This is a genomic window from Fontimonas sp. FW305-C-3, assembly GCF_058783185.1.
Genome location: NZ_JBYSYK010000003.1, coordinates 125,892 through 147,707 on the forward strand (window position 1 = coordinate 125,892; position 21,816 = coordinate 147,707).

General features: G+C 66.9%; 20 protein-coding genes. 11 read left to right on the forward strand and 9 right to left on the reverse strand.

The features are described 5' to 3' along the window. Positions 1–20 precede the first annotated feature (20 nt). Positions 21–617: a TetR/AcrR family transcriptional regulator gene (locus AC3WUF_RS12055; protein ID WP_492425849.1), complete on the reverse strand. Its 597-nt coding sequence runs from the start codon at positions 615–617 to the stop codon at positions 21–23. A gap of 78 nt (positions 618–695) precedes the next feature. On the opposite strand from AC3WUF_RS12055, the gene AC3WUF_RS12060 reads away from it, so the two are divergent. The 9 genes from AC3WUF_RS12060 to AC3WUF_RS12100 all read left to right on the forward strand — a co-directional run bounded on the left by AC3WUF_RS12060 (position 696) and on the right by AC3WUF_RS12100 (position 10,128). Next, positions 696–1,385 carry an START domain-containing protein gene (locus AC3WUF_RS12060; protein ID WP_492425851.1) on the forward strand — a complete coding sequence of 230 codons (690 nt, stop codon included), beginning with the start codon at positions 696–698 and terminating at the stop codon, positions 1,383–1,385. Positions 1,386–1,431: 46 nt separating this feature from the next. Then, complete coding sequence (locus AC3WUF_RS12065) at positions 1,432–1,752, forward strand: 2Fe-2S iron-sulfur cluster-binding protein (RefSeq protein WP_492425853.1); 321 nt, start codon at positions 1,432–1,434, stop codon at positions 1,750–1,752. 292 nt (positions 1,753–2,044) lie between these two features. After that, the gene (locus AC3WUF_RS12070; protein WP_492425855.1) at positions 2,045–2,317 is read left to right on the forward strand and encodes a hypothetical protein; all 273 of its coding nucleotides are present in this window, start codon (positions 2,045–2,047) and stop codon (positions 2,315–2,317) included. A 192-nt stretch (positions 2,318–2,509) separates the two neighbouring features. Continuing rightward, complete coding sequence (locus tag AC3WUF_RS12075; protein WP_492425857.1) at positions 2,510–3,166, forward strand: SRPBCC family protein; 657 nt, start codon at positions 2,510–2,512, stop codon at positions 3,164–3,166. 101 nt (positions 3,167–3,267) lie between these two features. Continuing rightward, a complete protein-coding gene (locus tag AC3WUF_RS12080) occupies positions 3,268–4,989 on the forward strand; it encodes a neutral/alkaline non-lysosomal ceramidase N-terminal domain-containing protein (protein WP_492425859.1) in 1,722 nt (573 codons plus the stop codon). Positions 4,990–5,175: 186 nt separating this feature from the next. Further along, positions 5,176–7,689 carry a TonB-dependent receptor gene (locus AC3WUF_RS12085; RefSeq protein WP_492425861.1) on the forward strand — a complete coding sequence of 838 codons (2,514 nt, stop codon included), beginning with the start codon at positions 5,176–5,178 and terminating at the stop codon, positions 7,687–7,689. A gap of 32 nt (positions 7,690–7,721) precedes the next feature. Then, on the forward strand, positions 7,722–8,531 hold the full coding sequence (locus tag AC3WUF_RS12090) for a phytanoyl-CoA dioxygenase family protein (RefSeq protein WP_492427178.1): 810 nt from the start codon (positions 7,722–7,724) through the stop codon (positions 8,529–8,531). After that, positions 8,528–9,367, forward strand: coding sequence for an SDR family NAD(P)-dependent oxidoreductase (locus tag AC3WUF_RS12095; RefSeq protein WP_492425863.1), 840 nt, complete (start codon positions 8,528–8,530; stop codon positions 9,365–9,367). Before AC3WUF_RS12090 ends, AC3WUF_RS12095 begins: the two co-directional genes overlap by 4 nt. Further along, on the forward strand, positions 9,364–10,128 hold the full coding sequence (locus tag AC3WUF_RS12100; RefSeq protein WP_492425865.1) for an alpha/beta fold hydrolase: 765 nt from the start codon (positions 9,364–9,366) through the stop codon (positions 10,126–10,128). Before AC3WUF_RS12095 ends, AC3WUF_RS12100 begins: the two co-directional genes overlap by 4 nt. Positions 10,129–10,251: 123 nt before the next feature. Here the strand turns inward: AC3WUF_RS12100 and AC3WUF_RS12105 are convergent, their stop codons facing one another. The 3 genes from AC3WUF_RS12105 to AC3WUF_RS12115 are packed head-to-tail and all read right to left on the reverse strand — an operon-like array spanning position 10,252 to position 12,820. Beyond that, positions 10,252–10,962: a CPBP family intramembrane glutamic endopeptidase gene (locus tag AC3WUF_RS12105; protein WP_492425867.1), complete on the reverse strand. Its 711-nt coding sequence runs from the start codon at positions 10,960–10,962 to the stop codon at positions 10,252–10,254. Continuing rightward, positions 10,959–11,969 carry an NAD-dependent epimerase/dehydratase family protein gene (locus AC3WUF_RS12110; RefSeq protein ID WP_492425869.1) on the reverse strand — a complete coding sequence of 337 codons (1,011 nt, stop codon included), beginning with the start codon at positions 11,967–11,969 and terminating at the stop codon, positions 10,959–10,961. Before AC3WUF_RS12110 ends, AC3WUF_RS12105 begins: the two co-directional genes overlap by 4 nt. Before the next feature lie 26 nt (positions 11,970–11,995). Further along, a complete protein-coding gene (locus tag AC3WUF_RS12115; RefSeq protein WP_492425871.1) occupies positions 11,996–12,820 on the reverse strand; it encodes an SDR family NAD(P)-dependent oxidoreductase in 825 nt (274 codons plus the stop codon). A gap of 179 nt (positions 12,821–12,999) precedes the next feature. Here AC3WUF_RS12115 and AC3WUF_RS12120 point away from each other — a divergent pair, with 179 nt between their 5' ends. Next, entirely contained in the window at positions 13,000–13,947 is a 948-nt protein-coding gene (locus AC3WUF_RS12120; protein WP_492425873.1) for a bile acid:sodium symporter family protein, read from the forward strand. Between the two features lie 25 nt (positions 13,948–13,972). Here AC3WUF_RS12120 and AC3WUF_RS12125 read toward each other — a convergent pair whose 3' ends face one another. Together AC3WUF_RS12125 and AC3WUF_RS12130 are read right to left on the reverse strand one after the other, a co-directional pair. Beyond that, entirely contained in the window at positions 13,973–15,217 is a 1,245-nt protein-coding gene (locus AC3WUF_RS12125) for a serine hydrolase domain-containing protein (RefSeq protein WP_492425875.1), read from the reverse strand. An 11-nt stretch (positions 15,218–15,228) separates the two neighbouring features. Then, positions 15,229–16,686 (reverse strand): M81 family metallopeptidase, encoded by a 1,458-nt coding sequence (locus AC3WUF_RS12130; protein ID WP_492425877.1) that lies wholly within the window; start codon positions 16,684–16,686, stop codon positions 15,229–15,231. 140 nt (positions 16,687–16,826) lie between these two features. Between AC3WUF_RS12130 and AC3WUF_RS12135 the strand changes: the two genes are divergently transcribed. Continuing rightward, a complete protein-coding gene (locus AC3WUF_RS12135; RefSeq protein WP_492425879.1) occupies positions 16,827–17,810 on the forward strand; it encodes a dipeptide epimerase in 984 nt (327 codons plus the stop codon). A gap of 107 nt (positions 17,811–17,917) precedes the next feature. Here AC3WUF_RS12135 and AC3WUF_RS12140 read toward each other — a convergent pair whose 3' ends face one another. The 3 genes from AC3WUF_RS12140 to AC3WUF_RS12150 all read right to left on the reverse strand — a co-directional run bounded on the left by AC3WUF_RS12140 (position 17,918) and on the right by AC3WUF_RS12150 (position 21,815). Further along, on the reverse strand, positions 17,918–19,387 hold the full coding sequence (locus AC3WUF_RS12140) for a trypsin-like serine peptidase (RefSeq protein ID WP_492425881.1): 1,470 nt from the start codon (positions 19,385–19,387) through the stop codon (positions 17,918–17,920). Positions 19,388–19,578: 191 nt separating this feature from the next. Next, a complete protein-coding gene (locus AC3WUF_RS12145) occupies positions 19,579–20,943 on the reverse strand; it encodes an MFS transporter (RefSeq protein ID WP_492425883.1) in 1,365 nt (454 codons plus the stop codon). Next, on the reverse strand, positions 20,940–21,815 hold the full coding sequence (locus AC3WUF_RS12150) for an alpha/beta fold hydrolase (protein ID WP_492425885.1): 876 nt from the start codon (positions 21,813–21,815) through the stop codon (positions 20,940–20,942). The genes AC3WUF_RS12145 and AC3WUF_RS12150 overlap by 4 nt, the downstream gene beginning before the upstream one ends. Position 21,816 lies beyond the last annotated feature (1 nt).

Sequence of the window (21,816 nt, forward strand, 5' to 3'; positions counted from 1 at the left end):
TCGCGACGGAACGGCCGTGCTCAGATCCCCGATCCGAGCCGGATCAGCGGCGACATGATCAGCCAGTCGAGCATCTTGGCGACCTGTTCTGCAGGCATCGGCTCGGGCTGGCGCAGCCACCAGGACAGCACCTCGACGGTCGAGCTGGCGGTGACGATCACGCCGAGCTCGGCCGGAATCCAGCCGGACGAACGGGTCGACGCGACGATCATCGAGACCCGCACCAGCTCTTCCTGCACCGCCTTCTTCGCGCCACTGCTGAACAGCGCCGCCCAGACCTTGCGGTGCTCGTCGACGTAGGTGCACAGCGCCAGGCAGGCGGCCCGGGTATCGACATCCTCGAGCGCGGTCAGCGAGCGCGAGACCAGCTGCCGCACCTGGTCGCCGGCAACGTCGTCGAGCAGCGCTTCCTTGCTCTCGTAGTGGCGGAAGAACGTCGCGTAGCCGACGCCGGCCTCGGCGGTGATCTCACGCACCGTGATCTGGTCGAAGGCACGCTGGTCGATCAGCGCCAGCAGCGCGGCGCCCAGCGCGGCGCGCGACCGCACCATGCGGGCGTCCTTGATATCCGACGTCTTCGTGTTTGACGTCTTCGCGCTCGGCTGCTTATGATCCATCTGTATCATATTTGGCAGTCTAACCGGCAATTCCGGACTTGGGTAGAGGGTCCGGCGCCCTGTTTTCGGAGTCATGGAATGACCGAGTTTCGCCGTCACCGCCTCATCGCAGGCCCGCTGTGCACCGCACTGCTCGTACTGGCAACCGCCGGCGCCGCGCTGGCCGCCGACGCCGGCGGCTGGAAACTGCAGAAGGACAAGGACGGCATCCAGATCTCGACGCGCCCCGTCGCCGGCTGGGAAATCCATGAAGTACGCGGCCAGGTCGTCATCGACGCGCGCCTGCCCAGCGTCGTCGCGACCATCACCGACGAAGCCGCAACGCCGGAACTGACCGATCTGGTCAAGCATTCCGAAGTGCAGAACCGCGAGAGCGATACGCGCTATCAGATCTATGCGCAGATGAAGATGCCGTGGCCGGTCAGCAATCGCGACATCGTCAACCAGCGCGAAGTCGTGCAGGACCCGCAGACGCTCGCCGTCACGATCACCGACACCGCGACCACCGCCGGCATTCCGCCGAACAAGGACTATGTGCGCATCGTCAAATCGACCCAGCGCTGGGTGCTGACGCCGCAGGCCGACGGCGGCGTGCTCGTCGAGTCTTACATCCTGTCCGATCCCGCCGGGCCGATTCCGTCGTCGATCATCAACGCCATGTCGGTCAGCACGCCGTTCAAGACGCTGACCAAGCTGCGCGAACTGGTCAAGCGGCCGAAGTACGCCGATGCGAAACTGACTTACATCACCGAGAAGTCCGGCGCCTGACCCGGCACCGCCCCAACCCGCCAGCGCGATTTCGAGCGAGCCCCGCATGCCCAAGATCCTCTTCATCGAACACAACGGCACCGAACATGTCGTCGAGGCCGAGATCGGCAAGTCGCTGATGCAGACCGCGCTCGACAACATGGTGCCCGGCATCGTCGGCGATTGCGGCGGCTGCTGCAGCTGCGCGACCTGCCACGGCTACGTTGATCCGGCGCAGTGCGACAAGCTGCCGGCGAAGAGCGAAGAGGAAGTGATGATGCTCGACGGCGCGCTGCGCGTCGAAGACAACAGCCGCCTGACCTGTCAGCTGATCGTCAAGGAAGAACTCGACGGTCTGATCGTGCGCCTGCCGCCCAGCCAGTTCTGAATCTGTTTTTCGCAGCGCGTCCGGCGATCGAGTTCGTCGGGTGACGGCTTTGGCCCGCAACAAGGCTCGCCCGATATCCAGTTCGGAATAAGTGCAGATGAAATGATTCCTTCATTTCGAATAAATGCCTGCCTAGAGTAAGGACTCCGGCTTGTTGCCGAGCCGGCTGCAACTCCTCCAGCACGTCGTATCTTGGCCAACGGGACTGACCCTGTTCCCGTTGGCCTTCCTTTTTCTGCCACCGCACGCGGCTTCCTGATCAGGCCGCTTTTAGCCCCGCATCTCGATTCATATGCGCCCTAAACTCGTTGCACGTTCGCTGGCAAGTTATCAGGACAAGTGCTGTGAAGACTGGACCCGCGGACTGCCGGCTCGCCCGGCCAATGCGCTCAAGCGATACGGATTCTCCAGCCGGGCGGAAGTGGCCGCGGTGCCCCAGCAGGTGCTGTGGCAGGTCGAAGGCCTTGGGCGTGGCGGCATGGCCGAGCTCATGTCCTGGCTGCGACAGCGTGAAGACGATACCGAGCATCGCCCGACCTTGGCGGAAACCGGGCTGAACCCATAATGCCGGCGCTTTGCCAGCGGCGATGGGCATCACTCCGCGGATCGAAGCCCGCCGCGGAATAAGCAGAGGCCCCGAAAGTCTTTCCAATCCGGAACCGCGGACTCCTAGCATCCTCGAATCTCGATTGACCGAAGGACCGGCATGAAGCTGTCTTGCTCGAAACCGCTCGCAGCGCTGGCTGCGCCAAGGCCGATGTCGGGCATCCTGCGGTCTCTGCTGCTGATGCTCTGCGCGGCGACGATGCCCGGTGCGCTGGCGAACACCGGCGAGTGGCGCCTCGAGCGGGACCGGGACGACATCCGGATCTACACGCGCCCCGTCGGCAACAAGGAGATCCGCGAGATCCGCGGCAACATGCAGGTGGTCGCGCGCCTCAGCAGCGTCGTGGCCGTGCTGACCGACATCGGCGCCCGTCAGCTGCTCAGCGACTCAGTGTCCGAGGCCACGGTGATACAACGCGACAACAGCACGCGCTATCAGGTGTATTCGGTTCTGAAAGCGCCTTGGCCGTTTTCAAAGCGCGACCTGCTCAACCAATGCGAGATTGTTCAGGATCCGCAAACCCTGGCGGTGACCATCAGCAGTTTTGCGTTGACCGAAGGCCTGCCGCTGAAGGACGGCCACACCCGCATTGTGGACTCCCGCCAGAGCTGGCGGATAACACCGGCCGAGGGCGGCGCAGTCGACGTCGAGCTGCTTGCATTTACCGATCCCGGCGGCACGGTACCCGCTTCACTGATCAACAGCCTGTCGGTCAGCTCGCCGTTCAAGACGCTGGACGCCTTGCGAGCGCTGAGCCAGCAACCGCTGTATCGCGACGCCGCGCTCGAGTTTGTCAAAGAACCCTAGCGGCGACTCGCGCGCCTGCTCTGCCGGCGGTGAGTGGTTGATGGGCGCAGCCATCGTCCATCACTATGCTGTAGCGCTTATCAAGGACAGCGATCAAGAACATGGAATCTGCCGCAACGACCTGGCGCGTCGGCGCCGCCAAACGCGAGATCGTCTTCTCCGGCGACGGCATCGGCATGATGGGCTACGGTCGGGCGACCAATGTCATCAAGGGCCGCGCAACGTCTTTGTACGCTCGCGCGTTCTGCTTCGCGGACACGGCGGACACCGCGGTGTTCTTCGCCCAGGCCGAAGTGTGCATGGTCTTTCCGGAAATCAAGCGGGCCGTCCTGGAACGGTTGCAGCAGAAGCACGGCGCGAGGGTTTTCCGCGACGACAATGTGCTGCTTGCCTCGCAGCACACGCATAGCGCGCCGGGCGGCTACTCGCATTTCCCGTTCTACAACTTTTCGATTCCCGGCTTCCGACCGCAGATCTTCAATGCCATCGTCGAGAGCCTGACGGATGCGCTCGACGGCGCCTGGACAGGCCGGCAGCCGGCCGTGCTGGGATTTACCCATGGCGATTTCCCGGACGATGTCGATGTTGCGTTCAATCGTTCGCTCGCTGCCTACAATCGCAACCCCGACGTGACCCCGCTGCCGGCCGGCGAGACCCATCGCGCGATCGAGCGAACGATGTGGTTGCTCAAGGCGGAGGCCCTCGATGGCCGCGCGATCGGGCAGATCAACTGGTTTGGCGTACATCCCACCAGTGTCGGCAATCGCAACACGCTGGTTTCCTACGACAACAAGGGCTACGCCGCGGAGGCCGTGGAGCAAGCGCTGGGCGGCGACGCGGTTGCCATCTTCGCGCAGCAGTTCGCCGGCGATGTATCGCCCAACGCGCAAGGCAGCGGCAAGCAGGGCTGGCCCAAGGGCCGCTACAAGGACGATCACGAGAGCGCGCGCTTCAACGGCCGCTTGCAGAGCGATCACGCGCTGCGCCTGCTCGGCGCGCTGCGCAAGGAACAAGGCCTGCAGGATGCGACGCTGGATGCCGCGCTGCTGCGCAGCGATCTGTCCGACGTCGAGTGCGATGCCGATTTCACCGGCGGCCGCATCGGCGAGCGGACTTCAGCGCCCTGTCATGGACTGGCCTTCTTCGGCGGATCGCCGATCGACGGACCCGGCGCACCGAAGCCGGTGCTGGCCTTGCTGAAAGCACTCGCGCGCGGCAAGCGCTGGCGCGACGATCGACGCATGCGTCGCGCGGACGCAGCGCAACAGGCGGCTTACGAAGCTCAGCAGCGTGCGCAGTGGCCGAAGCTGATCGTGTCGGAATCCGGCATCGGCCGCCTGCTCGGCATGAACACAGTGCAGAACCTGCCGGGCGCACTCGATCCCATCCTGCAGGAAATGCAACGCCAGGAACGCGCGGGTGCGCTGGAAGAAAAGCCCTGGGTGCCTTGCGTGCTGCCGCTGCAATTCCTGCGCATCGGCGAGTTGGCATTGATTGGCTTTCCCGGCGAGATCACGACGCAGGCCGGGCGCCAGCTGCGCGAACTCTGCGCCGAACTGCTCGCTCCGGCCGGCGTGCGCCACGTGCTCATCTCTTCGTACGCCAATGCTTACTTCGGTTACTGCACCACGCATGCCGAGTATCAGGAGCAGCTTTACGAGGGCGGGCATACGACGTTCGGCAACCGCACTCACGACGCCTTTCGCACGGAATACCGCAGGCTGTTGCGCGAGTGCCTGAAGCCGGCCGCACAGCGGCAGTTGTCCGGTCCCGATGAAGAGCGCTTCTCGGCGCAGACGCTGGCCTTGCGTACGGTGGCGTAGTCACCCTTAAGGCATATGCATATGGATACATATTCTTGGTCGGCATATGGATTCCATTGGCAGTGTCTTGCATCCTTAGGCGGCTCGGGGGAACGTCTGCATGGATCACACGGCCATGTCGGACACCGCTGGCAAGCGGTACCCGTCGACCGGACCGGTGCAATCAAGGCAGACGCAAATCGAATGTTGAGCGATACAGGAAGAAAGCTGCTGGCCGCAGGCCTCGCGACGTGGGCCAGCTTTGCGTTCGCGCAGCCGGAGACCGGCGACGCGGAAGAAAGCACGCCGGCCATCGAGGCCGAAGCGCCGGCGACGGCGTCCGAGCCGCTGCTGGATACGATCCCGCTGCCGCAGGCCACACCAGCGCCTCAGGACCTTGCGGAGAAAGCCCCTTCGGCGACAGCGTTGGAAGAAATCGTCGTCACCGCTCGCCGCCGCGAGGAGCGTGCGCAGGATGTGCCGATCTCCCTCGCCGTCCTCGATGGCGATGCGCTGGGTGCTGCCGGCCTGACGCTTGCGACCGATATCCAGGAACGCGTTCCCGGCCTCGTCGTCACGGTGCCCAATCCGCGGCTGACCAGCTACACGATCCGCGGCCTTGGCTCCAGTTCGGTCAACGACGGCATCGAGAGCAGCGTCGGCCTGTTTCTCGACGGGGTCTACCTCGGTCGTCAGGGCCTGTCCTTCTTCGACCTGGTCGATCTCGATCGTGTCGAGATCCTGCGCGGGCCGCAGGGCACGTTGTTCGGCAAGAACACCACGGCCGGCGCGATCAACCTCGTCACCAAGATGCCGACGCATGCGTACGAGGCGAATCTCGAAGGCACGGTCGGCGATTACGGCCTCAAGCTGCTGCGCGGCAGTGTCGGCGGCCAGGTCTTCGAAGACCAGACCCTCGCCGGCCGCCTGACCGGTTACGTCAGCCAGCGCGACGGCATGATCGACAACGTCTACAACGGCCATGACCTCAATGAACGCAACAAGTGGGGCTTGCGCGGTCAGCTGCTGTGGACGCCGTCGTCGGATCTGAACTGGCGCTTCATCGCCGAGTACGGCAGCACCGACGAAGAATGCTGCGTCTATCCGCTGATCGGCCCGGTGCGCGCCGCCGTGCAGGCCCGCGACGATTTCATGGAGTACACGCGACCGTCGCTGAATCCCTACGACCGCGTCACCGATTCCGACAACGTGACGGATGTCGACATGCAGCAGAAGGCGCTGTCCGCGGAGTTCAACTGGGACCTCGGCGACGATCACCGCCTGACCGGCATCAGTGCGTGGCGCGACTGGTACTTCCTGCCAGCCAACGACGATGCAACGTCGCTGGAGCTGGTCGCGACCGGCACGCTCAACGAGCACAGCCAGCTCAGTCAGGAGTTCCGCCTCGATTCGAGTTTCGACGGCTTCGACACCGTGCTCGGCCTGTTCTACCTGCGCCAGGATTTCAACGGCAACGAAAGCGTGCTGCTCGGCGAAGACATGGTCGGCTGGACCTTCGGCGGCCTGATCCGCGAACGCACCGGCCTGCCGCTGACCGAAACCACCTTCGGCCCGGTGCTGTATCTGGTGATCCCGCCGGCCACGCTGGACGGCACGCTGATCAACACGACGTACACGCAGACCACCGACAGCCTTGCCGGCTTCGGCTCGGTGAACTGGCATCTGACCGATCGGCTCGACCTGACCACCGGCCTGCGCTACACCTACGAGTGGCGCGACTCCGAGGTCAGCCGCGCCCGCACCGGCGGTTGCCCGGAGTGCACGGCGCTGAACCTCATCAACCCGGTCATGCAGCTCGCAGGGCTGTATGACCTGACGGTCGAAGGCCTGCTCGACGCGATCGCCGGCGGCGCGTATTACCGCGCGACCAAACGCAACGAAGGCAATGCCTCCGGCCAGGTCGCGCTGAGCTACAAGCTGCTGCCGAACCTGATGACCTACGGTTCGGTGGCGCGCGGCTACAAGGGCGGCGGCATCAACCTGGGCGTCACCGGCGAATCGGTGAAGCCGACGTTCGAGCCGGAAGAAGCCACCGCCTACGAGATCGGCGCCAAGGGCCAGTTCTTCGGCAACCGCCTGTCGATGTCGCTGGCGCTGTATCACACCGACATCCGCGACTACCAGGCGCTGACCTTCGACGAGGAAGACACGGTCATTCCGAATCCGCGTCAGATCAACCTGCTGAACGTCGGCAAGGTGCGCCTGCGCGGCATCGAGCTGGACGCGTTCGGCTTTGCATCCGAAGGCCTGCGCCTGCGCGGCGGCGTCGCCTACAGCGACGCGATCACCGTCGACTTCGACAATGCGCCGAACGAGGACACCCGCGACAACGACCGCGATCTCAGCGGCGAAACGCTGTTCAACGCACCGCGCTGGTCGGCCACCGCCGGCGCCGAGTACGGCTATTTCTTCGGCAGCGGGCTTGAAGGCTATGGCGCCGTCGACGCCATGTATCGCAGCGGCTACTGGGGCACGGTCGAGCACGGTCGCTCCACGTACATCGACGGTTACACGCTGACCAGCCTGCGCCTCGGCGTGCGCGACAGCGGCCAGGCCTGGGATGTGTGGGTCTGGTCGCGCAACATCTTCGACGAGGAGTACATCGCCGGCGTCTATCCGCTGTACGGCGTCGGCGACTACGGCGCCTATGCCGGCGATCCGCGCACCTGGGGCGTGACCGTGCGCGCGAACTTCCGATGAGCGCCACCGAATTCGCTGAAGGGCTCCACACCATGACGGCCGACTATCCACGTTTCACCCTCGGGGATGCACTGACCCAGGCGCAGATCGAACACTTCCGCGACTTCGGCTTCCTGCATTTCCGGAACTTCATCGACGCCGCGCAGGTTCGCACGCTGGTGCAGGCGTCGACCGAAGTTCAGCAGCAGTGGCTGAAGGACGATGTGCAGAAGGTCAACGGCGTGCCGATCCGTTATGGCGTCGACCTCGATGGCCAGCCGATCGTGCAGCGTTTCGCCTTTGCCAACCAGCATCATCCGGTGCTTGCCGGCTTCCTCGAAGATCCGCGCTTCAAGCTGCTGTTCCCGCTGATCGGCAAGCCCGACGTGCGCGTCGGCGGCGACGAGAAGGACGGCCTGGTCATCAACCATTACGTGCATACGCCGGGCAGCGTGCACAGCCGCCTGGGCTGGCACACCGACGGCCTGCGCGACATCTTCCTCGGTACGCGCCTCGAGCCGCTGCTCAACGTCGGCGTGCATCTCAACGATCTGGGACCCGAGCACGGCGGCCTGCGCCTGATTCCGGCGACGCACCAGCAGAGCGTGTGGAGCATGCTGTTCCGCAAGCGCTACTTCCGCGACCACGGCGTCGATCCCGAGGAGGTCGCGGTGATTCCCGCCGCCGGCGATCTGACCGTGCACGATGGCCGGCTCTGGCATCGCGTGGCGCAGTCGACCATCGAAGGCGAGCCGAGCCGCCGCCGCGTGATGTACATCCCGGTGATCTCCGGCAAATACCAACCCAAGCACGCCAACAGCCCGACGCCGTTCTACCAACGCCTGGCCGCCTTCGCGAAATGAGCACCGGCATCCGCCCTGGCGACGTCGCGATCGTCACCGGCGGCGCATCCGGCATCGGCCTGGGCCTGGTCGAGGCGCTCGCCGCCGCCGGCGCACGCGTTGCCCTGGTCGACCGGCTTGAGGCCGCTGCGCGGAACGCCGTCGCCGCACTTGGATTTCCCGCCGGACAGGTCAAGGCCTACGGTGTCGATGTCGCCGATGCGGAAGCGGTGAATGCACTGGCGGCTGCCGTCGCGGCGGACTGGGGCCGCATCGACTACCTGTTCAACAACGCCGGCATCGGCATGGCCGGCGCACTCGCCGACACCCCGCGCGAAGACTGGCGGCGCATCCTCGATGTGAATCTGTGGGGCGTCATCAACGGCATCCACGCCGTGTATCCGCGCATGATCACGCAAGGCCGTGGCCATATCGTCAACACGGCCTCCGGCGCAGGCCTGGGGCCGCGTCCGTTCATGGTGCCCTACGCGACCAGCAAGCATGCCGTCGTGGGGCTTTCGACCTCGCTGCGCGCCGAAGCGGCCATGCACGGCGTCGGCGTCAGCGTGGTCTGCCCCGGCAACATCGCGAGCAACATGCTCGGCACGACGACCTTCCGCAATCTGGATGGCGACGGCCTGCGCGCCGCGGTGCCGTTCAAGCCGATGCCGGCCGACGAGTGCGCGCGTCGAATTCTCGTTGGCGTCGCGAAGAATCGCGCGATCATTCCGGTGCAGTGGATCGCCTTCGCCGAGTGGTGGCTGTATCGGATCAGTCCGGCCTTGTACGCGAAGATCGCGGCGTTTCGCGCCAGCAAGTTCCGCCAGCATCAGCGCAGCGGCGGGTCGCCGTCTTGAGTGCGGCGCCACAACGCCGCTGGATTTTCCTGCGCGGGTTGATGCGCGAGCAGCGCCACTGGGGCGAGTTCCCGCAGATCTTCCGCACGCAGCTTGGCGACGCCGACGTGCTGACGCTCGACCTGCCGGGCAACGGCGCGCTGAATGCGCAGCCGAGTCCGGACCGCATCGAGGCGAATGTCGAATACCTGCGTGCGGAGTTGCGCCGCCGCGGCGTGCCGCCGCCGTATCACGTGCTCGCCAATTCCCTGGGTGCGATGGTCACCGTGTCCTGGGCGGCGACCTATCCGCAGGAGCTCGCTGGCGCAGTGCTGATCAATACCAGCCTGCGGCCGTACAGCGCGTTCTGGCAGCGCATGCGCCCGACGGCCTGGCCGACATTGCTGCGCATGGCGTTCACCGCGCCGGATGCGCGGACGGTCGAGCGCGCGATTCTGAAGCTGATCAGCCGCTATCCCGAACGTACCGGCGCAGCCATCGAAGACTGGATCGCCTGGCGCGGCGAAACGCCGGTGTCACGCGGCAACGCGTTGCGCCAGCTGATCGCTGCCGCGCGCTTCCGCGCGCCGCCGGCGCCGCCCGCCGTACCCTTGCTGCTGCTGGTCGGCGCCGGCGACCGCCTCGTCGATCCACGTTGTTCGCGCCGTATTGCGCAGGCCTGGAACTGCGCGCTCGCCGAGCATCCGGGCGCGGGGCACGACTTGCCGCTGGACGATGGACCGTGGGTGGCACAGCAAGTGCAGCGCTGGCTGGCCACTTAGTCCCCTCGCCCCGCTTGCGGGGAGAGGGTCAGGGTGAGGGGCGCGCCGCAAGCGAAAGCGGCCCCTCATCCGCCCTTCGGGCACCTTCTCCCCGCACGCGGGGAGAAGGAGAAGTCCCAGTGCCTAATCGCGGCGTAGTGTGGGGTTGCTGTGAATCGCGCTCTGCTCGCCGGTAACGGCGATCAGCCAATGCAGGATCAGCGCCGCCCAGAGGCTGCCGCTGTGCAGGGTCATCAGCGCAAACAGCACGCCCATCGCCACGCTGCCGAAGGTCTCGCCGGCGTCCTTGTGCAGATGCGCGTAGGCGTACAGCGCACTGCTCGCGAAGACGCCGGGCCACAAGCCGAACTCGCGGGTCAGCCAGATCAGGCACAGGCCGCGGAAGAACAGCTCATAGCCGGACAGATAGACCAGCCAGGCAAGCGAGTTCAGCACCTGCCGGCGCCGGCTCCAGTGCGTCAGGCGCATCTGCGGATACAGCGCATGCCGCTTCGGCTGCGCGGCGCCGCGCGCAATCAGCGGCAGCAACAGCAGCGCCGCAGCCAGCACCCAGATCAGCGTGCGCAGTGGATTGCCGACGGCGAGACCCAGCGCTGCGGGCGACAGGTTCACGATGGCACCGACCAGGACCGCGGCGCTGCCGAGCCACAAGCCACCGGTCACGCGCTGCGCCAGCACGCTGGCGATTTCCAGACGTTCGCCCGCATGGCGCCGAGCCAGACGCGGGCGCCATTGCGGTGCCTGCAGGAAGTAGTGATAGATCGGATAGATCAGGCTGATGCCGGCAAAGGCGATTGCGATGTCGCCGGCCGGCCATGTCCAGAACTCGCTCATCGCAGCCATCCCAGTTGCCGATAGCCGTCCGCGGTCTGGCGCAGCCGCTGCGCCAGCGGCGCCGGCGCAAAGCCCAGCGTGCGCTTCGCCTTCTCTGCGGAGCACAGCCAGGGACCGCTGGAGAGTTCGCGCGCCTTGTCGAGATTCATCAACTGCGGCCGGTCCGTGACGCGCCCTTTCAATTCACCGAACGCGCCCGCGATGCGCAGCACCATCGGCGGCACGGCCAGCACGCGAGGCGCAGGACGCTCCATCGCCGTGGCGATCATTGCGCCCAGTTCGGACAGCGTCGGCGTCTCGTCGGCGCTGGCGTAGTAGTAGCCCTGCCCGTCTTCGAGGTCGCCGCGCGGCGGCAGGCGTTCGCCATGCAGCAGGGCGGCCCGCAACAGCTCGGCGAGATCGGCCGCATGCACCATCGACAGACGGTGACGATTGCCGCCCGGCACCGGATGCCAGCCGGCGCCGGCGGAACGGAACAGCGTCAAGGCCGAACGGTCGGTTTCGCCGAAGACCATCGGCGGGCGCACGACGCTGATCGGCACGATCGCGGCGCTGGCAGCTGCCGCGCGTTCGGCGTCGAGCTTGACCCGGCCATAGATCGAGATCGGCGTTGCCGGCATCGACTCGGTTCGCGGCGCCGCAGTCGGTGCGGGTCCGGCGGCGGCCAGAGAACTGACGACGACCAGCGGCGGCGGTGTCGGCATGGACGCGCAGGCGGCAGCGATATTCGCCGTGCCATTGACGTTGGCGCTCGCGAACGCCGGCCGCCACGGCGCCTTGAGCATCGCCGCCGCATGGATCACACCATCGACACCGCGCAGCGCCGGTGCCAGCGACGCGGCATCGGTCATGTCGCCGATGACGCAGCGCGCACCGAGCGCTTCGAGCGCGGCGCGATCCGCGCTCGGGCGCAGCAGGCAAACGGCTTCGTCGCCGCCGGCAAGAACGGCACGCACGACATGCCGGCCGATGAAGCCGGAGGCGCCGGTGACGAGAATGCGGGCCATGTCTTGAGTCTGCGGACGCGTGCCGCTTACTTCGCCGCTGCCGCGGAATCAGGCGCAGGTGCGACGCTGCGATAGAGGCTGCCGACGACCTTGCGCAGCAGCAGGCGCGGCACCAGGCGCGGGACGAAGGCCATCACGCGATTGGTCCAGCGCGGCACGATGATCGCGCGATTGCTCGCGAGCCCGGCCAGCGTGATTCTGGCAACGTCCGCCGGTTGCATGACCAGCGCCGCCGGCGCCGCCTTCTCGACGTCGATGCGTGCCTTGTCGAAGAACGGACTGGCGGTGGTGCCGGGACACAGCACCGACACCTTGACGCCACGCGGCGCCAGCTCTTCGCGCAGGCTTTCCGAGAAATTCAGCACGTAGGCCTTGCCGGCGGCGTAGTTGCTCATCCAGGGCCCGCACATGAAGCCGGACACCGACGACACGTTGAGGATCTGCCCCTCGCCGGCGCGCGCCATGCGGCCACCGATGGCGTGACACAGGCGCACCAGCGCAAGGACATTGACCTGCAGCTCCTGCTGCTCGTCGGCCCAGGGCAGATCGACGAACGCGCCGCTGGTGGCGAAGCCGGCGTTGTTGACGAGCAGGCCGACGCGCAGCGATCCGCGGTCGATGAACTCGAGCAGGGCTTCAACGTCGGCGGGTTTGCCGAGGTCGCTGACCTGGGTCCGCACTTCGACGCCGTGGCGCTGACGCAGCTCCGCGGCCACCGACTCCAGAGCGTCGGCGCGGCGTCCGACCAGCAGCAGTGCATCGCCCCGCGCCGCCAGCGCTTCGGCGAGTGCCAGGCCGATCCCGCTGGTGGGGCCGGTGACGAGGCTGAACGAAGGGCTGGGTGCGGACATGCGTGCTCCACGCTGGGTTGGAAAAAAAGAACGCCGTATTGTGTCTGTTGTGCCGGCCGCATGCTGCGGATTTGGCTCGAAGCTTGCAGTCGTTATTTGGATAGCGCCCGGCGGTATTTCACAAGCCCGGCGCGACCGCGTATCACTGCACGGCCTCTCCACCCTCCTGCCCCGGCACCATGCTCAGCGGACTCGAAAGCGCTGTCGTCCAGTTCTCCCCCGAAGGGATGCGCGCGCTCAATGCCGCGCAGGCGCTGATGATGTTCATCGTCAGCCTGTACCTGGGCGGCGCCGCCTTGCGCGAAGCGCGCCGCTTTCCGCGCGCGGTCGCGATCGGCCTGCTGTCGCAATGGCTGCTGCTGCCCGTGCTGACGGTGGCGTTGATCGTGATCCTGGAGATTCCGCTGTGGCCGGCGCTCGGCCTGCTGCTCGTGGCCGCCTGCCCGGGCGGCAATGCGTCCGGCTTCCTGACCCTGCTGTCTCGCGGCAGCCTCGCCGTCTCGGTCAGCACCACCGCCGTGTCGATGCTGGCAACGGCGCTGCTGACGCCGCTGGTGTTTGCCGCCGGCACCGCGTTCGCCGGTCTTTCGCAGGAAGATCGTGCGCTGCAGATCGAGCCACGGCTGGTGCTCGAAACAGTGCTCCTGCTGCTCGTGCTGCCCCTGTGCGCGGGCCTGCTGTTCCGGCGTTTCTTCCCACGCGCGGTGCAACGCATACGCGGACCGCTGAAGGCCGCGCTGGGCGGCTTGCTGCTGCTCGCGATCTTCGGCGCGCTGCAGACCAACGGCACGGTGCTCAAGGACTACGCGCTCGCGGTCGCGCCCTGGGTCATCGGCCACAACGCGCTCGCGCTGGCCGGCGCTTACGGCCTGGCTTGGCTCGCCCGCTTGCCGGAAGCCGATCGGCGCAGCATCGCCATCGGCACCGGCATCACCAACTCCGGCATCTGCCTGCTGCTCGTCTTCAGTTTCTTCGGCGGCTCGGGGGCGATGGCCGTGATCGCGGTCGCCTGGAGCGTGTGGCGCCTGATCACCGGCGGGCTGCTCGCGTTGCTATGGTCGCGCATGCCGCCGGCAGCGCAGACGGCGAATGCGCCTGAGCCCGAGCGGGACGGCGCGCGCGGCTGACAAGGCTTGCCCGGCCTTCGCCTCGCTAGGCGCGGAACGCATCCAGCTTCGCGACGGAGCGCAAATAGAAGAACGGCGCGCGCTCGTTGGTCGCGGAGAACAACGCGACGACGACGTCGCGGCCCGGCGACACGTACAGGCTCTGCCCGTGGAAACCGCCCTTCCACAGATCGCCGTCGTCGAACACTGCATCCCATTGCCAGGAACAGGCCACCGGCGCTTCGCCGAGCCAGGTCGAGAACTTGTCCATCTTGGCGTTGCCGGGGTACAGCGCGCGGCGGCCGCCGTGCTGAATCATCTTCAGCGTCTCGTCGGACAGCAGCTTGCCGTTCGCACGGCCGCTGGGCGTCAGCAGCAGACCGAAGCGCGCCATGTCGCGCAGGCGCGACGAGAACATGCCGTGGGCAATCGCGTTGCCCTGCGGCGACAGGCCCATCATGCCGTCGCCTTCGGCACCCATGCGCGACCAGATGCGTTCGCTCAACACATCGGCATAGCGCTGGCCGGTCGCTCGCTCGATCAGCAGCCCCAGAACGTTGGTGTTCGCCGAAGAGTATTCATAGTGCTCGCCGGCGGGGCGCTTGCGCGTCATGCTCAGCAGTGCTTCGTTGTGGCCCGGCACCGCCCCGCTCTCCGGCACCGCGATCTTCTCCGCGGCGATCAGCCAGCTCAGCTCGGACTGCGGCGAGACATAGGACGTGACATCCAGCTCTTCGGCATTGATGCCGCTGCAATGGTCGGCGACATCGCGCACCGGCGTGCCTTTCCAGGCGCTGTCGGCGAACGCCGGCAGATAGTGTTCGACCGGCGCATCCGGATCGAGCTTGCCATCGACCGCCAGCTGCGCCGCCAGCGTGCCGGCCAGCGCCTTGGCGGACGACCACCACAGGTGATTGTCGGTTGGCCGCATCCCCGGATAGCGTTCGAAGACGATGCGGCCCTTGTGCAGGACGAGATACCCCTGCACCTGCGCGCGCGGATCGATCAGCATCTGCTCCAGCGACAGGCAGCCGAGCGGCGTGGTCATCTGCAGCGCGCCGATCTCGCGCCCGAGGTCCGGCTCGGCGATCGGCAGTTCGCGCACCGCGCCGTCGCGCGCGACCGTCTGGTGCGGGAAGAACTGCGCCATGTTGAGGTACATGTACTGCGTCTGGTCTTCGCCCAGCGGCGTCTTTGCCGGGGCGTAATCGCGCTGCAAGGCATAGGCCTCGTCGGCGGAGTATCCGAGCGCGGCGGACTTCAATGCCGCAGGGATGGCGCGATCCGTCATGAGCCTTGTCTTCAGTCCCAGGGATTTTCGACGCGCGGCCAGAAATGGTTGTCGCGCCGGGTGAACGTCAACTCCGAGAATGCCTGCGAAGTCGACCCTGGCGTGCCGATGTACAGCACCTCCTGCGCGATCGGCGCGAAGGCGGTGTGGAAATGCTGCGAGGACTTGACGACGATCATCTGCTTGTCGGCCAGCGTGATGCCGAGCTTCTCGAAGCAGTCCCTCGAGAAGACCTGCGAGCGCACGGTGTTCAGCATGATGTCGATGCCGCCGTCAGTCCGCACCCACACCGCCGTGCCCAGCGGGCGTTCGGCGCCGATGCCTTCCTGGCTGTGCCGTTCGAGGATGGCGCGCACGGTGACATCGACGTCGATCGGATCGCCCGACATCGGGCCGCACTTGCCGCCGATGCGCAGGCTGAGCCGCGCATCGACACCGGCGCTCTGGCACAGCGCGACCGCGCCGAGGTCCCAGAAGCAGCCGATCACGGCGTTGCCGATGCCGGCGTCGAGCATGGACCGCAGCACGAACGTACTGTCGCTCATCGCACCGCCGCCGGCGTTGTCGCCGATGTCCGCCAGCACATAGGGCTTCTGTGCCGGCGCGCTGGCCTGCCGCAGCGCGGCGGCAATCGTCAGCGGCGGATCGTAGGTCTGCATGCGCAGGTCGCGGAACTCGCGGGCGAGCTGCTGCGCCAGCGCCTCAGCCTTGGCGGGGTCGTTGTCGGTAACGACCCACAGCTTTGCGCCGCATTCGGGGACATCGCCCCAGGGGAATCCATGACCCAGCGACACCGTCAGCACGCCATCCCTGCCTTCCAGGTCCTGCATGCGCCTGACGAAGGACACCATCGGCTCGCGCGTGGTGTGCCACAGGCCGATCATCCGGCAGTCGATCATCGACGTCGTCGGACGGATGCGGCCCGCGGCCTGCTGCGTCAGCAGCGCATACAGTTCGCGCAGGCGGTCGATGCCGTCGGTATGCGGATATTCCTTGAAGGCGATGATGATGTCGGCATGCGCCTGCATGCGCTCGGTCGTGTGGCAATGCAGGTCGAGCTCGACGCCGATCGGCACCTGCGGGCCAACGATCGCGCGCACCGCCTCGATCAGATCGCCTTCGCAGTCGTCGTAGCCCTGCGCGACCATCGCGCCATGCAGGGTCAGCTGCACCGCATCGACCGGCAGTGCCACGCGCAGATCGTCGAGGATGATCTGGCGGTAGTCTTCGTACACCGCACGCAGCGTCGGTCCGGACGGCTGGGCGAAGGCGCTGAGGCTCTCGACGACCGTATGGCCGTCGGCGGCCGCGAGGCGGCGGATCTCGGCATGGAATACACCGACGCCGGTCGGGTCCTTGAGCCCGGCGTCGCCACGGTAGACGCCCTGCAGCTCGAAATCGATCCGCCCGGTCGGCACCACGCCGGCGGTATTGGTTTCGGTGGCAAGCATCGCGACGAACAGTTTCATGGATCAATCACCGGCATTCGTAGTCCGCGCAATCTGACAGGGCGCCGCTCTGGCGTCATCCGTGAAAGTACCGGCACGCGCGCCAGGTCCCGTGCTTCCACGGATGGCGTCCGCCGCCGCGCAGTGCTCCACTGCCGCTCATGAAACGACAACTCACGCTCAAGCCGGTCAGCTGGCGCTTCAAGGAACCGTTCAAGATCGCGCGCGGCACCCGCACGGTCGCCGTCGCGCTCGCGGTCGAGCTGCGCGAAGGCGCGTCCATCGGCCGCGGTGAAGCCGGCGGTGTCGGCTATCGCGGCGAGACGCCGGAAACGATGACCGCGCAGATCGAACAGGTCCGCCAGGCGATCGAGGACGGTGCGAGCCGCGCCGACCTGCTCGGGCTGCTGCCCGCCGGCGGCGCGCGCAACGCGATCGACGCTGCACTGTGGGACCTCGAAGCAAAGCAGACCGGCGTGCGCGCCTGGACGCGCGCCGGCGTACCGCAGGGCGGACCGGTGCAGAGCGCCATCACGATCGGCATCCGCGAGATCGCCGCCTACGAGAGCGCAGCGCGTGCGCTGGCCGACCATCCCTGGCTCAAGATCAAGGTCGATGCCGGCGATCCGGTCGCCGCGATCGGCGCCGTGCGCCGTGGCGCACCGCAGGCGCGCCTGATCGTCGACGCCAACCAGTCCTGGTCGCTCGACGAACTGGTGCGTCACGCCCCGGCACTGGCCGCGCTGAAGGTCGATCTGCTCGAGCAGCCGCTCGCCGCCGGCAAGGACGGTGATCTGACCCGCGACATGAGTCCGATCGCGATGTGCGCCGACGAGTCGGTCAATACCCTCGACGACTTGCCGGGACTCGTCGGCCGCTACGACTTCATCAACATCAAGCTCGACAAGGCCGGCGGCCTGACGGCCGCATTGCAGCTCGCCCAGGCGGCGCGGCAGCTGGGCTTTCGCCTGATGAGCGGCTGCATGGCCGGCGCCTCGCTGGCGATGGCGCCGGCCGTCGTGCTCGGCCAGCTCTGCGAGATCAACGATCTCGACGGCGCCTGGCTGCTCGCCGAGGACTGGCCCGGCGGCATCGTCTACGAGCTTGGCGCGCTGCAGCCGCCCTGGCCGGCGTTCTGGGGCTGAACGAGCGCAACCGCGTAGCCCGGGTGAAACCCGGGGTCCACGCCCTCGGAAAATGTGTCTCCCGGATTGCATCCGGGCTACGCTTTGTGAGGAATGGGCGGCCTGCCCTACCTGACTCGGGTGGGGTGGAGATCGCGCAGCGGCCGCACCAGCAGCAGCGCCAGCATCGCGAGCAGGCTCATCGCGCCGCCGCCACTGCCACCGCCACTGTTGTTGCCACCGCCTGCACCCGGCGCGGGCTGCGTCGCCGGCGTGCCGTCCGCGTTGATGCCGACCAGTTTCTTCGCACCGGTTCCCGCCGGATCGAGCCAGCTGGCAACGCTGGTCAGCGGCGTCGGCAAAGCCGTCCAGTGCTGCTCGAAGCGACCATACCAATCGGAGCCCTCAGGGGCTTCGCACGAAGACTCGCCGCCCGACAGCGTGCCGACCAGCAGGTGCTCGCGGTTCCAGATGCCCGAGCCGGAGGAACCGCCTTCGGTCACACCGCGTTCCCAATTGCCGACGCGCAGATGGCTGGTGCCGGAGCCGGGCGCGCCGCCATAGGCCGCGATCTCCAGCTGATCGTCGTCGAAGCTGATGCGCATCTCGTCGCCGTTCGGATGATGGATGCCGGTGACGCCGCGCGGCGCGCTGTCGCTGTTGTCCCAGCCGGAATAGAACAGCTTGTAGGCGGGATCGGGCCGCTGCAGCAGGCGCATCAGCGCGAAATCGGAGCCCGCCACGGTCGCCAGCACCGAGCTGGCAACCATCACCGCGCCGGTCGAGGACTGGTCGAGATTGCCGTCCGGAGTGCCGCCGCAGGTGCTGGTCCGGAAATTCCAGTAGTACACCGTCGTCGGCGCCAGGGCCTGGCTCGGCACGCAGTGGCTGGCGGTCAGTACGTAAGGCGTCAGATCCTGCGCGGTGTTGTTGACCAGCTGCCCACTGCACGCCAGCACCCCGGCGATCGTGAATTGCGTGACACTGCGGATCTCGTTGCGCCAGGCATCCGCTTCCGGACAAGCGACGTCGATGTTGCAGACGCCGGACTTCGCCCGAATGCCGCGGAAACCATGGCCGACCTGGGCGATCTTCAGCTGCAGGCGCTCACGGCTCGCAGCCGGGACGATGACCTCGACGACCGCCTCATCGCCCTCGACCAGCGGCGTCCACAGCTGATCGGCGGCGTTGTTGTTTGCGTCCGTGTAGGGACCGCGCTGCTGAGAGCCGTCCGCCGCGTAGATGCGCAGCGTGCCGCCGCTCGGCATGACGTAGGGACTGAAGCCGAAATTGAGCGAGCTGGCGCCGGCCGAACGAACCTTCGCGCGCCACATCTCGCGGCCATCCGCGAGCGTCTCCCAGACCCCGTCCGTCGACGGCGTCAATGCGGTGACGATGGGGACCGCGAAGCGGAACGGTTGATCCGGCCCACGCTCGCGATCCGCACGCAGCGTCGCGTCGATGTCGACCTTGGGCATGACGATTTGCGCCAGCCGCTCGACCGGCACGGCGGCTGCGGCGGGCAACGCAATCATCAGTGAAATCGCGACGGCAACCGTCGCACTGCGCCGCACGGACGCATTTCCTGGCTGGTTCATCTGTGGTTCTCCCTACGGTTTTTTGTGTGTCTTTTATTGCCTAACCGTACGCCAGAATCGCCGCGCGCGCCAATACCGGGAGCGTTATTCCCGGCTGCAGTCCCGGGCCACACGCTCCGCAGGTTCATCCCGGATTGCATCCGGGCTACGACGGATGATGTAGCCCGGGTGAAACCCGGGATGCACAGCGATCAGCCGCGCGGTTTCGGCTTTTCCATGCCGCTGCCGATCGGCACCAGCCAGATCAGTGCGGCGCTGATCAGGAAGCCGAGCGCGGGAATCCAGGCCGCGACCCACTTCAGCGCAAGCTCGGCGTGAGGCGTGATGTCGGCGCCGGACTTGGTCGCGTCGAAACCGAGCCAGCCGAGCAGGATCAGACCGCTGCCGCCCGAGACCGCCCTGAGCGCCTTGGTCGCCTGGCCCTGGCAGGCCTGGTACAGGCCCGCGCATTCGACGCCGAACTTCGCCTTGCCGTAGTCGATCGCATCGCCGAGCAGCACCGGCACGGCCACCAGGCCGGCGAGCACGCAGAACACCATCAGCGACACCATCAGCGCAAACGCAAACACATTCGGCTGCGGCGGATACAAGCTCATCGCGCCGTAGGCGAGTCCGCTCAGCGCCAGACCGATCGACCATATTTTCTGCCGCGGGTACTTGGTCGCCAGCCAGCCCCAGAACGGGATGCCGAGCATCGTCAGCGGAATGCTCAGCGCCATCACGGTGTTCGCCGAGCTGCCGAGCAGCAGGTAGTTGCTCATGTAGATCAGCGAGACGCTGCCGCCGAGGCCGAGCGCCAGGCTGGCGATCGCGTAGCAGCCGAACAGGCGCAGCAGCAGCGGATTGCCGATGATCGTCTTCCATAGCAGCGACCAGCTTTCCCTGGGCCGTTCGAGGGCCGGTGGCGGCTGCGGAAACTGCGTGTCCGGTACGCGCGCGAAGCTGAGGAAGTTCAGTGCCGGCAGGAACATGACGACGATGATCGCGGTCAGGCCGAGCATCTGCAGATTGTATTCGGCGCTGTCGAGCAGACCCGCGGCCTTGCCGAGCGGCGCGACGCTGTAGAACAGCAGGCCGCCGAGGAAGGTGAACATCGCCACATAGGTCACGATGCGCGTGCGCTGCGCCGCATCCGGGCTGAACTCGATGGTCCACGACCGGTACGGCACCTCGACCAGCGACCAGCCGATATTGGCGAGCCAGAACCAGAAGCCGAAGTACCACACCGATACCGGCGCCGGCGGCCGGAACAGGAACCACAGCGCCAGCACCGTGACGAAAGTGCCGACGACCATCCAGACCTTGCGGCTGACGCCGCGCTGCACGCTGTAGTCCGACAGATAGCCGATCAGGATGTCGCTGAAGATATCCAGCAGCCGCACGACCATGATCGCGACACCGAGGGTCGCCAGCAGGATGCCGGACTCCTGCGCATAGACGGTCTGCAGGATGACGCCGGCCGGCATCAGCATGAAGGCCTGCAGGATGGCCGGCAGCGCGAACAGGATCAGCAGGCCGCGGCCGATCGGGGGCGCGATGAATGCCTGCGTGTTCAAGCCGACGCCCTCGCCTTCAGGCTACGCGCGAACGCGAGGATGGATTCGGCCAGCTGCGCGGCATGCAGGGGATCGTTGACGAGATTGCCGTGATGCGCGGTGTCGACGACCACCTGCCGGCTCAGCGGCGCCGGTGCGATCTGCGCAAGCGCATCGTGCATCGGACGGACCTTGGCGAACTCCTCGGCGGTCATCCGCAGCGGCTTGAGGCCGGCGAGCACCGCGAGCGTCGGATGCCGCGGCTGTGCCGCGACGCGCTCGACCTCGGCCTGCACGGCGGCGATCGCATCCATCTCCGCGGCCATGTTCGGCACGAAGTCCGGCGACGCGAAGCGCGCGACGGCGCGACGGGTCTTGTCGTCGTACTTGCCCTTGATGCGCAGGTACAGCGAGCCCAGGCCCGAACGTGCGAGCCAGTGAAAGACCGTCAGCAGGCGCATGACCTTGCGGATTTGGTCCGTCGGAATCTCGTTGGCGGTCGGCGTCGTGTCGAGCAGCACCAGGCCGGCGACATCCTGCGGATACTGCTGCGCGTAGTGGCGCGCGTACAGACCGCCCAGCGAGTAGCCGGCGAGGACGAAGGGCTTGCGGATGCCGGCGTGCTCGACCAGCTGCGCGAGGCGCCGGCTCACTGCCGGTGCACCGCAGCCGAGACCGTCGGCCGGGCTGTTGCCCATGCCGGCGCGGTCGTAGCGCAGCACGCGGCAATGCGGGATGAGCAGCGGTGCCAGCGCGTTCCAGTCGTCCGCGCTGCCGCCGCCGCCGTGATCGAGAACGATGTCCGGCAGATCGCTGGGCGCGCCGGAGACGCTGAAGTGCAACTGGGTCGGGCCGAAGGCGGCGATGCGCGTCTCGGCCGGGCTCTCGCTCATG

Excerpts from the sequence above, each read along its gene's own strand:
- AC3WUF_RS12055 (WP_492425849.1), bottom strand. The coding sequence starts at position 617 with ATGGATCATAAGCAGCCGAGCGCGAAGACGTCAAACACGAAGACGTCG.
- AC3WUF_RS12105 (WP_492425867.1), bottom strand. The coding sequence starts at position 10,962 with ATGAGCGAGTTCTGGACATGGCCGGCCGGCGACATCGCAATCGCCTTT.
- AC3WUF_RS12120 (WP_492425873.1), top strand. The coding sequence starts at position 13,000 with ATGCTCAGCGGACTCGAAAGCGCTGTCGTCCAGTTCTCCCCCGAAGGG.
- AC3WUF_RS12140 (WP_492425881.1), bottom strand. The coding sequence starts at position 19,387 with ATGAACCAGCCAGGAAATGCGTCCGTGCGGCGCAGTGCGACGGTTGCC.
- AC3WUF_RS12125 (WP_492425875.1), bottom strand. The coding sequence starts at position 15,217 with ATGACGGATCGCGCCATCCCTGCGGCATTGAAGTCCGCCGCGCTCGGA.
- AC3WUF_RS12130 (WP_492425877.1), bottom strand. The coding sequence starts at position 16,686 with ATGAAACTGTTCGTCGCGATGCTTGCCACCGAAACCAATACCGCCGGC.
- AC3WUF_RS12075 (WP_492425857.1), top strand. The coding sequence starts at position 2,510 with ATGTCGGGCATCCTGCGGTCTCTGCTGCTGATGCTCTGCGCGGCGACG.
- AC3WUF_RS12135 (WP_492425879.1), top strand. The coding sequence starts at position 16,827 with ATGAAACGACAACTCACGCTCAAGCCGGTCAGCTGGCGCTTCAAGGAA.
- AC3WUF_RS12080 (WP_492425859.1), top strand. The coding sequence starts at position 3,268 with ATGGAATCTGCCGCAACGACCTGGCGCGTCGGCGCCGCCAAACGCGAG.
- AC3WUF_RS12090 (WP_492427178.1), top strand. The coding sequence starts at position 7,722 with ATGACGGCCGACTATCCACGTTTCACCCTCGGGGATGCACTGACCCAG.
- AC3WUF_RS12115 (WP_492425871.1), bottom strand. The coding sequence starts at position 12,820 with ATGTCCGCACCCAGCCCTTCGTTCAGCCTCGTCACCGGCCCCACCAGC.
- AC3WUF_RS12095 (WP_492425863.1), top strand. The coding sequence starts at position 8,528 with ATGAGCACCGGCATCCGCCCTGGCGACGTCGCGATCGTCACCGGCGGC.
- AC3WUF_RS12110 (WP_492425869.1), bottom strand. The coding sequence starts at position 11,969 with ATGGCCCGCATTCTCGTCACCGGCGCCTCCGGCTTCATCGGCCGGCAT.
- AC3WUF_RS12065 (WP_492425853.1), top strand. The coding sequence starts at position 1,432 with ATGCCCAAGATCCTCTTCATCGAACACAACGGCACCGAACATGTCGTC.
- AC3WUF_RS12060 (WP_492425851.1), top strand. The coding sequence starts at position 696 with ATGACCGAGTTTCGCCGTCACCGCCTCATCGCAGGCCCGCTGTGCACC.
- AC3WUF_RS12070 (WP_492425855.1), top strand. The coding sequence starts at position 2,045 with ATGCGCCCTAAACTCGTTGCACGTTCGCTGGCAAGTTATCAGGACAAG.
- AC3WUF_RS12150 (WP_492425885.1), bottom strand. The coding sequence starts at position 21,815 with ATGAGCGAGAGCCCGGCCGAGACGCGCATCGCCGCCTTCGGCCCGACC.